General features: G+C 68.9%; 11 protein-coding genes and 3 pseudogenes. 5 read left to right on the forward strand and 9 right to left on the reverse strand.

The window, feature by feature from the left end:
• Positions 1–223: 223 nt before the first annotated feature.
• Positions 224–832: an NAD(P)H-dependent oxidoreductase gene (locus tag JWP60_RS14875; protein ID WP_299792789.1), complete on the forward strand. Its 609-nt coding sequence runs from the start codon at positions 224–226 to the stop codon at positions 830–832.
• Between the two features lie 172 nt (positions 833–1,004).
• Here JWP60_RS14875 and JWP60_RS14880 read toward each other — a convergent pair.
• From JWP60_RS14880 to JWP60_RS14905, 6 genes and pseudogenes are all read right to left on the reverse strand, one after another.
• A pseudogene (locus tag JWP60_RS14880) lies at positions 1,005–1,710 on the reverse strand (IS66 family transposase); the annotation flags it as partial.
• A 74-nt stretch (positions 1,711–1,784) separates the two neighbouring features.
• A pseudogene (locus JWP60_RS14885) lies at positions 1,785–2,000 on the reverse strand (HAD family hydrolase); the annotation flags it as partial.
• Complete coding sequence (locus JWP60_RS14890; RefSeq protein WP_299792791.1) at positions 1,997–3,133, reverse strand: 2-aminoethylphosphonate--pyruvate transaminase; 1,137 nt, start codon at positions 3,131–3,133, stop codon at positions 1,997–1,999. The gene JWP60_RS14890 and the pseudogene JWP60_RS14885, both read right to left, overlap by 4 nt.
• 9 nt (positions 3,134–3,142) lie before the next feature.
• Positions 3,143–4,885 carry a putative 2-aminoethylphosphonate ABC transporter permease subunit gene (locus JWP60_RS14895; RefSeq protein WP_299792793.1) on the reverse strand — a complete coding sequence of 581 codons (1,743 nt, stop codon included), beginning with the start codon at positions 4,883–4,885 and terminating at the stop codon, positions 3,143–3,145.
• A 6-nt stretch (positions 4,886–4,891) separates the two neighbouring features.
• Positions 4,892–5,944 (reverse strand): putative 2-aminoethylphosphonate ABC transporter ATP-binding protein, encoded by a 1,053-nt coding sequence (locus JWP60_RS14900; RefSeq protein WP_299792795.1) that lies wholly within the window; start codon positions 5,942–5,944, stop codon positions 4,892–4,894.
• Positions 5,945–5,954: 10 nt separating this feature from the next.
• Entirely contained in the window at positions 5,955–7,004 is a 1,050-nt protein-coding gene (locus JWP60_RS14905; protein WP_299792798.1) for a putative 2-aminoethylphosphonate ABC transporter substrate-binding protein, read from the reverse strand.
• 179 nt (positions 7,005–7,183) lie between these two features.
• Between JWP60_RS14905 and JWP60_RS14910 the strand changes: the two genes are divergently transcribed.
• The gene (locus JWP60_RS14910) at positions 7,184–7,906 is read left to right on the forward strand and encodes a phosphonate utilization associated transcriptional regulator (protein ID WP_299792801.1); all 723 of its coding nucleotides are present in this window, start codon (positions 7,184–7,186) and stop codon (positions 7,904–7,906) included.
• A gap of 32 nt (positions 7,907–7,938) precedes the next feature.
• Here JWP60_RS14910 and JWP60_RS14915 read toward each other — a convergent pair whose 3' ends face one another.
• Genes JWP60_RS14915 through phnY form a run of 3 tightly spaced genes read right to left on the reverse strand, consistent with a single transcriptional unit; the run spans position 7,939 to position 11,370 of the window.
• Positions 7,939–9,336 (reverse strand): FAD-dependent oxidoreductase, encoded by a 1,398-nt coding sequence (locus JWP60_RS14915; protein ID WP_299792804.1) that lies wholly within the window; start codon positions 9,334–9,336, stop codon positions 7,939–7,941.
• A 10-nt stretch (positions 9,337–9,346) separates the two neighbouring features.
• A complete protein-coding gene (locus JWP60_RS14920) occupies positions 9,347–9,889 on the reverse strand; it encodes a phosphonate degradation HD-domain oxygenase (protein WP_299793007.1) in 543 nt (180 codons plus the stop codon).
• Between the two features lie 38 nt (positions 9,890–9,927).
• A complete protein-coding gene (phnY, locus tag JWP60_RS14925) occupies positions 9,928–11,370 on the reverse strand; it encodes a phosphonoacetaldehyde dehydrogenase (RefSeq protein WP_299792806.1) in 1,443 nt (480 codons plus the stop codon).
• A gap of 333 nt (positions 11,371–11,703) precedes the next feature.
• Here phnY and JWP60_RS14930 point away from each other — a divergent pair.
• The 3 genes and pseudogenes from JWP60_RS14930 to JWP60_RS14940 all read left to right on the forward strand — a co-directional run.
• Positions 11,704–11,955, forward strand: a pseudogene (locus JWP60_RS14930) (2-aminoethylphosphonate--pyruvate transaminase); the annotation flags it as partial.
• Positions 11,956–12,016: 61 nt separating this feature from the next.
• Positions 12,017–13,231, forward strand: a complete 1,215-nt coding sequence (gene phnA, locus JWP60_RS14935; RefSeq protein ID WP_299792809.1) for a phosphonoacetate hydrolase — start codon at positions 12,017–12,019, stop codon at positions 13,229–13,231.
• Positions 13,232–13,276: 45 nt separating this feature from the next.
• Positions 13,277–14,056, forward strand: coding sequence for a phosphonate utilization protein (locus tag JWP60_RS14940; RefSeq protein ID WP_299792812.1), 780 nt, complete (start codon positions 13,277–13,279; stop codon positions 14,054–14,056).
• Positions 14,057–14,144 lie beyond the last annotated feature (88 nt).

The raw sequence follows: 14,144 nt of genomic DNA on the forward strand, positions 1-14,144 counted from the left end.
GCTCGCCCCCATCGGTAAGTGGGTGATGGAGAACCGGGCCGACATCGAGGAGACGCGCGAGCGCGGCAGGGAGCAAATCCGCGGTGACATAGCCGCCGCCCCTGACTGAGCCAGCGACCTCACTTACCGGCGGGTAAGTTACTGCGGAAAAAGTGCCGTCTTGGCGCCCGTTTCAGGCGCCGCCATATCGTTGCTTACTAATCGTAAGTGTCTAGAGGCGACGATGCAAAAGCGGCCCAAAATCGGAATCGTCATGAGTACGACCCGTCCCGGGCGGTTCGCGGATATCCCGACCGACTGGCTGTTCAATATCGCCAAAGGGCGCAATGACGCCGATTTCGAGATTGTCGATCTGCGCGACTATCCCATGCCGTTCTTCGAGGAAAAGGCGCCGCTGCACCAGGCGCCGCCGCAGAACGAGGTGGCGCTGCGCTGGGGCAAGAAGATCGCCAGCCTCGACGGGTACATCTTCATTACGGCGGAATATAACCACAGCATCCCGGCCGTGCTGAAGAATGCCGTCGATTACCTCCACTCCGAGATCCGCCGAAAGCCGGCGACCTTCCTGGGCTATGGCGGCACCGGCGCGGCCCGGGCCATCGGGCACTTGGGAGAGATGCTCCTCGCGGCCTCGCTCAAGCACACCGTTCATATCGGCATGACCGAGATGATGGGCATGCTGCGCGGGGGAAAGTCCATGGCGGACTATCCTTACCTCGATGATTACGCCAAGCGGATGCTGGACGAAATCGTGTGGTGGGCCGGCACCCTCAAGGAAGGCCGCTCCAGCGATGAGGTCGCCGAGCCAGCCCGAGTTCCAAGATCACGATGACTATGTGTCGTGACCAGAATCTGAGGTTTCAGGAGGTCCGCTTTTGGCCCGGCCAGAAGCGCACGTCAATCAGCTGAGTACGCCCGGGAAGATGTAGGACTAGACGCGAGCGCGTCAAGCAGGCTGGATGTCCGTAAGCGTCCGGGCCTCCCGTCTTAACGACGGGAGCAGGTCAGTTCAGCGGAGGCTGCCAGCGGTGCGGCAGCAACTCGCCGATGCAGCTGGCGGGCTGCGTCGGCAGGCGTTCCATGACGTCCTTGAGATAGGCATGCGGGTCATGCCCATTCAGCTTGGCCGAGTGCACCAGGCTCATGACGGCGGCAGCACGTTTGCCCGCGCGCAGTGACCCAGCGAACAGCCAGTTGTTGCGCCCGATCGCAATGGGCCGGATCTGGTTCTCCGCCCAGTTGTTGTCCGCCGGCAGATCGCCGTCGTTCAGATAGCGTGTCAGGGCCGGCCAGCGCCCAAGACTGTAGTCGATCGCCTTGGCCGTGGCGGAGCCCGGTGGCACCTTCTGCCGCTGCGCCATCAGCCACGCATACAGGGCATCGGCCGCCGGCTTCGCCCTGGCTTGCCGTATTCGCAAGCGCTCCTCGGCAGCCAGTGCGGCGACCTCGCGCTCCACCTCGTACAGCCTGCCGAACAGCGCCAGGGCCCGTTCGGCCAGCGTGCTCTTGTGGTTGACCCACAGCTCGTGGAACTTGCGCCGGGCGTGCGCCAAGCAACCGGCTTCGGTGATGTTGGGCGAACAGCGCCTTGTAGCCGGCATAGTCGTCGCACACCAGCGTACCGCGCCAGGCTTGGTCCCCGGGGTGGCGCAGGAACTCCATCGGATGGCGGCCGGCCCGGCCTTTGGCGAAGTCGAACACGACGAGCCTCTGGCTCTCGTGCGCGGGATCCGCGGGACCACCACCTCGGAAATGAACCGCGATCGCAGCGGCTCCCACTGCGCCGCGCTGCGGCCGGCCAGAGTGCCGAGATAGAACTGCGCGAATTCGGCGGCATTCACCGTGCCGCCCTGGTAGCGCGCCTCCATCTCCGCGTTGCGAGCGGCGAAGCGCTCCGGGTCCAGGACGCCTTGCGCCATCAGGAATTCGCACCACAGCACGTCGGTGTCGCCATGCAGCAGCGTGTGGTCCAGGTCGAACAGCGCGAGCCGCGGTTTCATCCCTCGCGTCGCTGCTGGAGGGCGGGCGCTCCCGAGGCTATCCCCAGCTCCCGCAGCGTCAGTTCCACCGCGTGCACCGCCTGCTGCATCTCGTTGCGCCCGATGGCGCCGATGCAGCCGACGCGGAAAGTCTCGACCTGCGTCAGCTTGCCGGGATAGAGCAGGAAGCCGTGCGCCCTCGCGCCGGCGTTGAAGTCCTTGAAGGCGTAGCGCGGATCGCCCGGCGCGTGGAAGGTGACGATGATCGGCGCCTGCACGCGCGCATCGAGGAAGGGCATGAATTCCAGCCGCGCCATGCCGTCGACCAGCGTGCGGTAGTTGTCGGTGTAGCGGGCCAGGCGGGCGGGCTGGCCGCCTTCCTCCTGGAACTGCGCCAGCGCTTCGGCCAGCGCCGCCAGCACGTGGGTCGGCGGGGTGAAGCGCCACTGGCCGGTCTGCTCCATGTACCGGTGCTGGTCGTGCAGGTCCATGGCGAGCGACTGGCTGTTGCCCGCGCAACCTTCCACGATCGCCTTGCGCAGGAACACGAAGCCCATGCCCGGCACGCCTTCCAGGCACTTGCCGCTGGCGGCGACCAGCGCGTCGAAGCGGATCTCGCGCGCGTCGATCGGCAATGCCCCGAACGAGCTCATGGCGTCGACGATCAATCCCCGGCCGCGGCGTCGGCAGACCTCGGCCACCTGCGCCAGCGGGTTCAGCACGCCGGCCCCGGTCTCGCAGTGCACCAGCAGCACGTGCGTGATGCCGGCGTTGGCTGCCAGCGCCGCATCGAGCGCCGCCGGTTCCACCGGCGCTGATTCGTTGAAGGGCAGCACGGTGCATTCGCGCCCCATCAGGGTGGTGAGCCGGGCGGCGCGCTTGCAGTAGGCGCCGTTGTCCAGGACCAGCACGTGGCCGTCGCGCGGCACCACGGTCGCCACCGCCGCTTCCACGCTGAAGGTGCCGCTGCCCTGCAGGGGCACCACCACGTGCGAGTCCGCGCCATGGATGATCCGCAGCAGGCTTTGCCGCACTTGCGCGGTGAGGGCGATGAAGTCGCCGTCCCAGGAGCCCCAGTCGCGCAGCATGGCGAGCCGGGTGCGCAGGGTCGTGGTCAGCGGGCCGGGGGTGAGGAGGATGCGGTCGCGGTCCATGCGGGGTTCCTATCGGGAGAGCGTGCGCCAGGCCTGCGTGCGGCGCTCGACCCACCACGCCAGCCCCATGAAGGCCAGCGTGGCCAGGGCCGAGGCGCCGGCGATCATCACCGCCATCGCCGCCGCGGCGCCCAGTTCGCCCGCCTCATCGAGGTTCAGGATGGCGATCGCGGCGACCTTGGTGTCCGGCGCGTACAGGAAGACCACGGCGGACACGGTGGTCATGGCATTGACGAAAAAGTAGCGGGCGATGTCCACCAGCGCCGGGGTGCAGATCGGCAGGGTCACGCGCCAGAAGGTCTTGAAGAACGGCACCTTCAGCGAGGCGCTCACGGCCTCGAACTCGCCGTCCAGCGCCTTCAGCGCCGTCACGGCCGTGAGGTGGCCGGTGGTGTAGAAGTGGACGATGGTGCACAGCGTGAGCAGCGTCACCGTGTGGTAGAGGCCCGCGAGCGGATTGCCCGGCGCATTGAAGAAGAAGATGTAGCCCAGTCCCAGCACCAGTCCCGGCACCGCCATCGGCAGCATCGCCAGCGCCCGCACCAGGGTGCGCAGCCAGGCCAGCGGACCGCGTTCCAGCGCCCGGCCGCCCGGCGTCTTTTCCAGCAGGTAGGCGCCGCAGAACACCAGCAGCGTGCCGGCGACGGCGGTGCCCGCCGCCATCTTCAGGCTGTTCGCAAAGGCGCTTCCCACCTCGGCGTCGACCAGCCCCAGCAGGTAGTGGCGCAGGCTGGGCGCGAGCTGGTAGGGCCAGAAGGTGGCAAGCGAGGCGAACACCGCCATGCCCAGCATCGCCAACATCAGGCAGGCAATCAGCACGCAGTAGCCGGTCATGACCGCGTCGAACAGCGGCGCGCGCTGCGGTGCGTAGGGCACGGCGCGCGCGGTGAGCATCGCGGTGTGCCGCCGGCTGACGTAGTGGTCGAGTGCGAAGGTGAGCACCGCCGGCGCCAGCAGCAGGATCGCCACCACCGCGCCCTGGGCGAAGTCCTGCTGGCCGATCACCAGCTTGAAGACATCGGTGGCCAGCATGTTGAAGTTGCCGCCGATCACCTTGGGGATGCCGAAGTCGGTGATCACCAGGGTAAAGGTGACCAGCGCCGCCGAGATCAGGCCGTACCTGGCGCCCGGCAGCGTGATGGTGAAGAACTTGCGGGCGCGGGAAGTTCCGAGCGCCTGCGCCACCTCGTACAGGCGGGCGTCGGCCAGCGACAGCGCCGCCAGCAGGATCATCAGCGCGTGCGGGAACACGGCGAAGCACTCGCCGATGACGATGCCGGGCGCGCCGTAGATCTCGCTCACACCCAGCCGCTGCAGCCAGGACTTGAGCACGCCCTGGTTACCGAACCAGTAGATCAGGGAGATCGCCGACAGCAGCGAGGGCGCCAGCAGCGGAATCAGCGTGATGCCGCGGAACAGCGGCTTGCAAGGCATGCACGAGCGCGCCAGCGCATAGGCGAAGCCGAAGGCCAGGGGCACCGTCAACAGGGTCACCAGCGCCGACACCCAGAGGCTGTTCCACAGGCTTTGCAGCAGCGCGGGCGTGCGCGCGTAGGCGATGAAGTTGGCCAGGAACACGAACTGGCCCTGCCGGCCCTGCAGCGCCTGCAGCAGGATGGTCGCCAGCGGCAGCGCAAGGAACACCAGCAGCAGCAATGCCACGAGCAGCAGGGCGCCGTGCGCCAGCCGGTCGCTCCAGTGCGCGGCCTGGCGCACCGGCAGTTGTTCGGGAACGGGAAGGACCGCGGCCATGCCCGCCTAGAAGACCTTCAGCCGCTCGGGCAGCAGCTTCAGTTGCAGGCGCGAGCCCACTGCCAGCGAGGCCTCGGACAGGTAATTGAGCGACAGGTAGACGGTGAGCTTGTTCGGCTGGAGCGCGGTGGTGGTCACGTGCACGTGGCAGTAGGAACCCAGGAACTCGATCTTCTCGATGCTGGCGTCGAACACGTGCGCGTCGCCCGGCCGCACCGGCCGCGCCAGCACGTCTTCCGGCCGCAGGTAGATGCGCGCGTCGCGGTCCTGCCCCTGATAGGGAATGCGCAGCGTGCCGACCTCCAGCGTGCCGCCGTGCACTCGTCCCGGCAGCACGTTGGCCTTGCCCACGAAGTCGGCGACGAAGGGGGTGGCCGGCTCGCGGTAGATCTCCATCGGCGTGCCGACCTGCTCGATCACGCCCTGGTTCATCACCACGATGCGGTCGGCCAGGCAGAGCGCCTCCTCCTGGTCGTGCGTCACCATGATGGTTGTCACGCCCAGTTTCTGCTGCAGCGCGCGGATCTCCTGCCGCAGCCGCACCCGCTCGAGCGCGTCCAGTGCGGACAGCGGCTCGTCCAGCAGCAGCAGGCCGGGCGCGGTGGCCAGCGCGCGGGCCAGCGCGATGCGCTGCTGCTGGCCGCCCGAGAGCTGCGCCGGGTACCTGCCCTCGCTGCCAGGCAGCCCGACCAGCTTCAGGAGTTCGGCCACGCGCTGCGCGATCTGCGCCCGCGCGGTCCGGCGGTTGACCAGCCCGTAGGCGACGTTGTCGGCCACCGTCAGGTTGGGGAAGAGGGCGTACGACTGGAACACGATGCCGTAATCGCGCTGCGCCGGCGGCAGCCGCGAGACGTCGCGGCCGCCCTGCCAGACCTGGCCCGCGGACTGCACCTCCAGCCCCGCGATGATGCGCAGCAGGGTGGTCTTGCCGCAGCCCGAAGGGCCGAGGAAGCAGACGAACTCGCCGCTGGCGATGCCCAGGCTGACATCGTGCAGCGCGGTGAAGCCGCCGAACTCCTTGCGGATGTCGCGCAACTCGAGGGACGGCTGCGGTGCCACGGCGGGCGCCTCAGCGCTTCTCGGTCTTGCCGTCGTAGCGCTTCTTCCACTCCTCGAGGATGCGCTCGCGGTTGTCGGCGGCCCAGCCGAAGTCCATCTTCACCAGGCGCGCCTCGTAGTCCTTCGGCACGTTGGCCAGCGGCGCCGCAACGCCGGGTTGCGCGGTGATGGCGAAGTTCTTGCCATAGAGCAGCATCGCGTCCTTGCTCGAGGCCCAGTCGGCGAGCTTCTTCGCCGCCTCCAGCTTCTTCGTGCCCTTCATGATGCCGAAGGCTTCCAGGTCCCAGCCCAGGCCTTCCTTCGGGAACACCAGCTCGATCGGCGCGCCCTTGGCCTTGTTGGTGTTGCCGCGGTATTCGAAGGAGATGCCCACCACGTACTCGCCGGCCGCTGCCATGTTGCACGGCTTGGAGCCCGAGTGCGTGTACTGGGCGACGTTCTCGTGCAGCGCATCCATGTACTTCCAGCCCTTGCCCTTGCCGCCCTCGTCGCCCCAGAGCGAGAGCCAGGCGGTGACGTCGAAGTAGCCGGTGCCGGACGACGCCGGGTTCGGCATCACGATCTGCCCCTTGTAGACCGGCTTGGTCAGGTCCTGCCAGGTCTCGGGCTTCGGGATGTTCTTCTTCTGCGCCTCGATGGTGTTGAAGCAGACCGTGGCGCCCCACACGTCCATGCCCCACCAGGCCGGTACCTTCTTCTTGTCGCGGTACTGGCTCATGATCGCGTCGAGGTTCAGCGGCGCGTACGGCTCCAGCATCCCCTGGCGATCGAGCAGCGCCAGGCTGGATGCGGCCACGCCCATGACGATGTCGGCCTGCGGGTTGGCCTTCTCCGCCAGCAGCTTGGCGGTGATCACGCCGGTGGAGTCGCGCACCCACTTCAGCTCGATCTCGGGATGGGCCTTGTTGAAGCCTTCCTGGTAGGCCTTGAGCTGGTCGGTCTCCAGCGCGGTGTAGACCAGCAGCTGCGCCTTCTGCGCATAGGCGCCGCAAGCGAGCAGGGCGAGACCGGCGGCGGCGATGGCGCGGGCGAGCAGGCGGGGGACGGGACGCGCAGGCATGGTCGGATTTCCTTTCATCGGGAGAGGCGAAAACTGGAAATGGTCGGGCCGGCCGGTGAACGTCGCCATGACTGCGTGCAGGCGTCCCCGTCGGTTGCATTTGACGTCCGGGTCTTGCGTTGTGTCAATTGTTGTTTGCAAATTGTTGACAGTGTCCGCGATGTGCTCCAATCTCGCCCATGAACGCCAGCCTGCATCCGACCATCGCCCTGCTCCAGAGCAACTCCCTCACCAGCGTGGTGCAGCAGGAGATCGAACGCGCGATCCTGGCCGGCGAATACGAGCCGGGCAGCAAGCTGATCGAAGCGACGCTGGCCGAGAAGATGGGCGTGTCGCGCGGGCCGGTGCGCGAGGCCTTCCGGATGCTGGAGGAGGCGGGGCTGCTGCGCAACGAGAAGAACCGCGGCGTCTTCGTGCGCTCGATCCCGCTGGAGGAGGCGCTGGAGATCTTCGACCTGCGCGCGGCGATGGATGAAATGGTCGGCCGCCAGCTGGCGCAGAAGATCACGCCCGCGCAGCTGAAGGAAATCCGCGAACTCGTGGACACGATGGAAAAGGCCGTGAAGGCGGACGACGCACGCAACTACCACCTGCTCAATCTCCGTTTCCACGACCGCCTGGTGGAGATGGCCGGCAACAGCAAGGTCACCGCCATCTACCGCAAGCTGATCAAGGAGCTGTCCCTGTTCCGCCGCATCAACCTCGCCGAGGGCACGATGCTGCCGATCTCCGCCGGCGAGCACCGCCAGATCGTGAAGGCCATCGCTTCGGGCGATACGCAGGCTGCCGGCAAGGCGATGTTCGACCACGTCATGGAGAGCAAGGAACGGACCATGGAGAACAACGCCAAGGGCCAGCTGCCGGCGGCGAAGGCCGCCAAGGCCGCCAAGGCCAGGCGCTGAGCGCGGCCCCGCCGGCTGCGCCCACTCTCCTCTCACTGCTTGTCCGCCTTGCCGGCCGCCGCGGCGAACTGCGCCAGCCGGCGATCCAGCGCGCGCGGCGTGCGGCCGCTGTCTTCCGCCGCTTCCTTGCGGCGGATCGCGTTGCGCACCACGATCGAGCCGAGGTAGCGGATCGGCTCCGGCGGGAACATCCCGAGCGGCCCGCGCACCAGCGGGCTGCGGGTCCACGCATCGTCCCGGCCGAGGGCCAACGCGCAGAGGATCTCGCCGCCCATGCGGCTGGGCCCGACGCCGTTGCCCGAGTAGCCGAAGCCATAGAACACGTTTGCGGTGCCGCGCAGCCGCCCAAAGAACGGCAGGCCCGTCACCGAGCGGTCCGAGGCACCGTTCCAGCTGGCCGCCAGCGGCACGCCCGCGAGCTGCGGGATGAACGCGTGCAGGCTGCGCGCGAGCGCCTCGCGGCAGGGCGAGGGCTGGTCGAACACCGGCAGCATGCGGCCGCCATAGGCGAAGGTGTTGCCGCCCTTGCCGAACATCAGGCGGCCGTCGGCCGTGCTGCGGTAGTAGTGCACGAAGGTGCGCGAGTCGAGCACCGTGATGCCGCCGTTCAGCCCGCTGGCCTCAAGGGATTGAGGCGCCGGCTCGGTGATCACCATGTCGCTGGAGACGATGGCGATGCTGCGCTCGAACTCGCGGAAGCGCCCGGCCATCCAGGCGTTGATCGCGACCACCACCCGGTCGGCTGCGACGCTGCCGTGCGGCGTGCGCACCATGGCCGGCGAGCCCGGCGCGATGTCCACCATCGGCGTGCCTTCGTGCAGCCGCACGCCCAGTTCCAGGGCCACGCGGCGCAGTCCGCGCACCAGCTTGCCGGGTTGCACGCTGGCGGCCAGCGGCGAGAACCAGCCCTCCAGGTGCTGGCGAGAGCCGGCGCGCCGCTGCACCTCCGCGACGGGCAGGCGGTGCCAGCTGCTGATGCCGCACGCCTGCAGCGCGCCCATCACGGCATCCGACGCGCCGATCTGCGCCGGCGCGCTGGCCGTGTAGAGCGTGCCGTCGCGGCGGAATTCGCAGTCGATCGCGTGATCGCGGCAGAAGGCCTCGATGTCCAGCACCGCCTGTTCCGACGCCTGCACCAGCCGCACCGCTTCGGCCTCGCCATACAAGCGCCGCAGGGTGAAGAACTTGGTCGACCAGGTGAGCACGCAGCCGCCATTGCGCCCGCTGGCGCCGGCGCCGCAGACGTCGGCCTCCAGCAGCACGACGTCGAGCGCCGGCCGCGCCTGCTTGGCCAGGATCGCGGTCCACAGCCCGGTGAAGCCGCCGCCGACGATGCACAGGTCGGCGCGGGTGGCTTCGCGCAGCGCCGGCGCCGGGGCCTGCGCCTCCTGCGCCAGCGCCTGGGCGATCCAGAAGGGTCGAGCGTTCATGGCGGGCGGCCTATGACGCGGCCGCGGCGCAGCGCGCCAGCAGCGGCAGAAGGTCTTGCAGCGTCGGTGTCGCCAGCCCGGCGACCTTGGCCCGGTCGTCCCACAGGCGCAGGGACACGGCCGCCTCGGCATGCGGGTTGCGGCTGAACGCCTCAGCTCCGCTGGCGCTGAACGTGCCTCCCTGCAGCGCGAGGCTGCGCTGCGAGTCGGCGGACAGGGCCTGCTGGTAGCCAGGCCGGACGGCACACAGGTAGCGCTTGGCGGCGACGTGCAGGCGCACCGGCTCGCTCACGTCGGGGCCGAACAGTGGCTTCAACCAATGCGCGCCGTGGAACTGATGCAGGTCGTCGATGCCGCGCGCGGTCGGCGTCTCGCCCTGGTCGTTCAGCAGGTGGCCGATGTCGTGCAGCAGCGCGGCGGCCACCAGCGGCTCCGCGGCGCCGTCGGCCTGCGCCAGCGCCGCGCTCTGCAGCGCGTGTTCCAGCTGGCTCACGGGCTCGCCGCTGTAGGCGCGCGGCCCGAACGCCGCATAGAGGGCCGCGATGCGTGCGATGCCGTCCGCGGGTGAAGGGAAGGTGGCGGCGATGGCACTCACCAGGGCAGCGAGTAGGTCTTGGTGTTGCAGAAGCTCTTCATCGCTTCCAGCACGCCTTCCTTGTAGCCCAGGCCGGAGTCCTTGATGCCGCCGAAGGGCGTCATCTCCAGCCGGTAGCCGGGCACCTCGCGCACGTTGACCGTGCCCACGTGCAGCTCCTGCACGACGCGGGTGATGACGTCCAGGCGGTTGGTGCACAGCGAACTGGAGAGGCCGTAGGCGGTGCCGTTGACGATGCGGATCGCCTCGTCGAGGTCGCGAAAACGGATCACCGGCGACACCGGGCCGAAGGTCTCTTCCTTCACCACGGTCATCTCCGGCCGCACCCGGTCGATCACCGTCGGCGCATAGAGCGCGCCGCGGCGCACGTTGCCGGCCAGCAGGCGCGCGCCGTGGGCGACGGCCTCGTTCACCCGCGCCTCGAACAGCGTCGCGGCGGCCTCGTCGATCACCGTGCCCATGTCCATCCGCGCGTCGAACGGATCGCCGTACGTCAGCGCCTTCGTCTTCGCCACGAGCAGCTCGACGAAGCGGTCGGCCACGCTGTCCTGCACCAGGATGCGCTTGACCGCGGTGCAGCGCTGGCCCGAGTTCTTGTACGAGCCGCTGGCCGCCAGCGTCGCCGCCTCCTCCAGGTCGGCGTCGTCCATCACGATGATGGGATCGTTGCCACCCAGCTCCAGGATCTGCCGCTTGTAGACCGCTTTCGCCGCGATGTACTTGCCGATCGCCACGCCACCGGTGAAGGTGACCAGGTCGACGTGTTCGCTGGTCAGCATCTCGTCGGCGATCTCGCGCGGGTCACCAGTGACCACGCTCAGCATCTCGGGCGGCAGGCCCGCCTCGTACAGGATGTCGGCCAGCGCGAAGGCTGCCAGCGGCGTCTTCTCGCTCGGCTTGAGCACCACCCGGTTGTTGGTGGCCACCGCCGGCGCCACCTTGTGGATCACCTGGTTCAGGGGGTGGTTGAACGGCGTGATGGCGCTGATGACGCCCAGCAGCGGCTCCTTCAACGTGTAGACCTTTCGGCTCTTGCCGTGCGCCGTGAGATCGCAGGAGAAGACCTGGCCGTCGTCCACCAGCGCCTGGTTGGCGGCGAACAGCAGCACATCGGAGGCGCGGCCGACCTCGTACTGGGTGTCCTTCAGGCACAGGCCAGACTCCAGCGTGATCAGCCGGGCGATGGCGTCGCGGCGGGCGGCCACCAGCTCGCCGGCCTTCATCAGGATGCGATAGCGCTCATGCCGCGTCAGTTTCGACCGGTAGCCGCGGGCGATTGCCAGCGCCCGCTGCACGTCCTGCAGCGTCGCCTTGGGCACGGTGGCGACCAGTTCGCCGCTGTACGGGTGGCGCACCTCGATGACGCGGTCGCGGGAGATCTTCTCGCCGGCGATGCGCAGGCGTTCGTGGATCACGGGCGGGCGGGTGTCGGCGGACATGCGGTCTCCTGGGATCTGGGCGGACGGTCAGCGGGCGAGGTTCAGGCCGAGGTCGCGAAAGCGGTGAAGGTGGATTTAACCGGCGCTTTTGAAGATTGTCAACAATTGACAGACAGCAAACTGCCGCCTACGATGAATTCCACGCCCCCACCTGGACGGACCGCATGAACCTGACTCTCCCCGCCGATCTCGCAGTGCCGCCGCGGCCCGATGCCCTCGCCCCTGGCCCCCCGCGTGCTGCTGCGGCGCACCCAGGCCTGGCGCCGGGGCGCCCGCAGCTGAAACGCGTCCTCGTGTCTCGTCACGTGCCATCTTCCACAGGAGCCCCCCCGCATGACCGCCAGCCCCTTCCTGCTCACTCCCGGACCCCTCAGCACCTCGGCGCGCACCAAGCAGAGCATGCTGCGCGACTGGGGCTCCTGGGACGCGGAGTTCAACCAGATCACGGCCCGGTTGCGCGAGGGGCTGCTGCGCATCGCCCATGGCCAGGAAACGCACGAGTGCGTCCCCCTCCAGGGCAGTGGCACCTTCGCGGTGGAGGCGGCGATCGGCACGCTGGTGCCGCGCGACGGCCATGTGCTGGTGCACGAGATGGGCATCGCCACCGGCGCCCTCGAAGTGGCGGCAGCATGAAAGCAGGCCCGACATGCTGAAAGTCAACGACCGGAGCTACCGGCCGCCGCTCCAGCCCACGGTGGTCGTGTGCGTGGACGGCTGCGAGCCGGACTACCTGGGGCAGGCGGTGGCGACCGGCCACATGCCCTGGCTGGAGCGCACGCTGGCACAGGGCACGGGCCTGATCGCCGACTGCGTGGTGCCCACCTTCACCAATCCCAACAACCTGTCGATCGTCACCGGCGCGCCGCCCAGCGTGCACGGCATCTGCGGCAACTACCTGTACGACCCGGCGAGCGGCAGCGAGCTGATGATGAACGACCCGAAGTGGCTGCGCGCTCCGTCGCTACTGGCGGCGCTGGCCGAGGCAGGGTACGCGGTGGCGGTGGTCACGGCCAAGGACAAGCTGCGCCGGCTGCTCGGGCATGGCATGCGCGGGATCTGCTTTTCCGCCGAGAAGGCGGACGAGGCCACGCTGCAGGAACACGGCATCACCGGCGTGACGGAGCTGGTGGGCATGCCGGTGCCGGACGTGTACAGCGCGGAACTGTCGGAATTCGTGTTCGCCGCCGGCGTGCGCCTGATGCAGCGCCAGCGACCCGACGTGATGTACCTGTCCACCACCGACTACGTGCAGCACAAGCACGCGCCCGGCACGCCCGGCGCCAATGCCTTCTACGCCATGATGGACCGCTACCTCGGCGAGCTCGATGCGCTCGGCTGCGTGATCGCCCTCACGGCCGACCACGGCATGAACGCCAAGGTCGGCATGGACGGCCGGCCCGACGTGATCTACCTGCAGGACTGGTGCGACGAGGCGCTGGGCGCGGGCCGGGCGCGCGTGATCCTGCCGATCACCGACCCGTACATCGTGCACCACGGCGCCCTCGGCTCCTACGCCACGATCTACCTGCCCGCGGGCACGCCGGCGGCGCCCCTGGTGGCGCAGCTGCGCGAGTTGCGCGGCATGGAGCTGGTGCTGGAGCGCGAGGCGGCGGCGCGCCGCTTCGAGTTGCCGCCGGACCGCATCGGCGACATCGTGTGCGTCTCCGAGCGCTTCACGGTGCTGGGCACGGCGCAGGCGCGGCACGACCTGTCGGCACTGGACGCGCCGCTGCGCTCGCACGGCGGCCTGAGCGAACAGCGGGTGCCGCTGATCCTCAACCGCCGGCTGCGGGGGCTGGATGCGCAGCGGCGCTGGCGCAACTTCGATGCCTTCGACCTGGCACTGAACCATGCACAGTGAGTGCGCCCGCCGCGACGGGCCGCAGCGCGCGAGCGAGCGCCGGCCGTGGTCCTGACCTGGCCGATCGTCGCGGCGGTGCTGTTCGGCGCGCTGCTGCACGCGAGCTGGAACGCGATGGTGAAGTCCAGCGCAGACAAGGCGCTGGATACGGCGCTGATCCACCTGACGGGATCGCTGGTCGCGTTGCCGCTGCTGCTGCTGGTGGGGCTGCCGGCGGCTGGCTCGTGGCCCTTCATCCTGGCCTCGGTGGTCATCCACATCGGCTACTACATCGCCCTGACCGGCGCCTACCGGCACGGCGACCTCGGCCTGACCTACCCGCTGATGCGGGGCACGGCGCCGCTGCTGGTGGCGCTGTCGGCCGCCTTCACGGTGGGCGAGTCGCTGTCTGCGCTGTCCTGGCTCGGGGTGCTGGGCGTGAGCTGCGGCGTGCTGGCGCTCGGGCTGTCGCGCCACGCCATGGACTCGCCGCGGGCAGTGGCCTTCGCGCTGACCAACGCGGTGGTGATCGCGGTCTACACCGTGGTCGATGCGCTCGGCGCCCGCGCCTCGGGCAACCCGCTGCAGTACGTGATCGCCCTGTTCGCGCTGGACGGCTGGCCGTTCGCGCTGATGGTGCTGCATCGCCGCGGGTGGGCGGTGGCCTCGCACTATGCCCGCGCGCGGGCGCCGCTGGCTCTGGTGGGCGCGATCGCCTCGCTCGGTTCCTATGGCATCGCGCTATGGGCCATGACGCGGGCGCCCGTCGCCACCGTCGCGGCACTGCGCTTGGACCACTTCCTGCAATTCCCGCACAGCCTGCCGAAGCTGCTGCGGATCCAGTGAGTCGAGCGAGGTGTCAGCGATCACGGAGCGCTATTGTTCCTAATGCAAAGGCGTCAGCCATTGGCACATTGAATCGCCCCGGCTTTTG

The sequence above is a fragment of the Ramlibacter sp. genome (genome assembly GCF_028291745.1).
Classification (GTDB): domain Bacteria; phylum Pseudomonadota; class Gammaproteobacteria; order Burkholderiales; family Burkholderiaceae_C; genus Ramlibacter.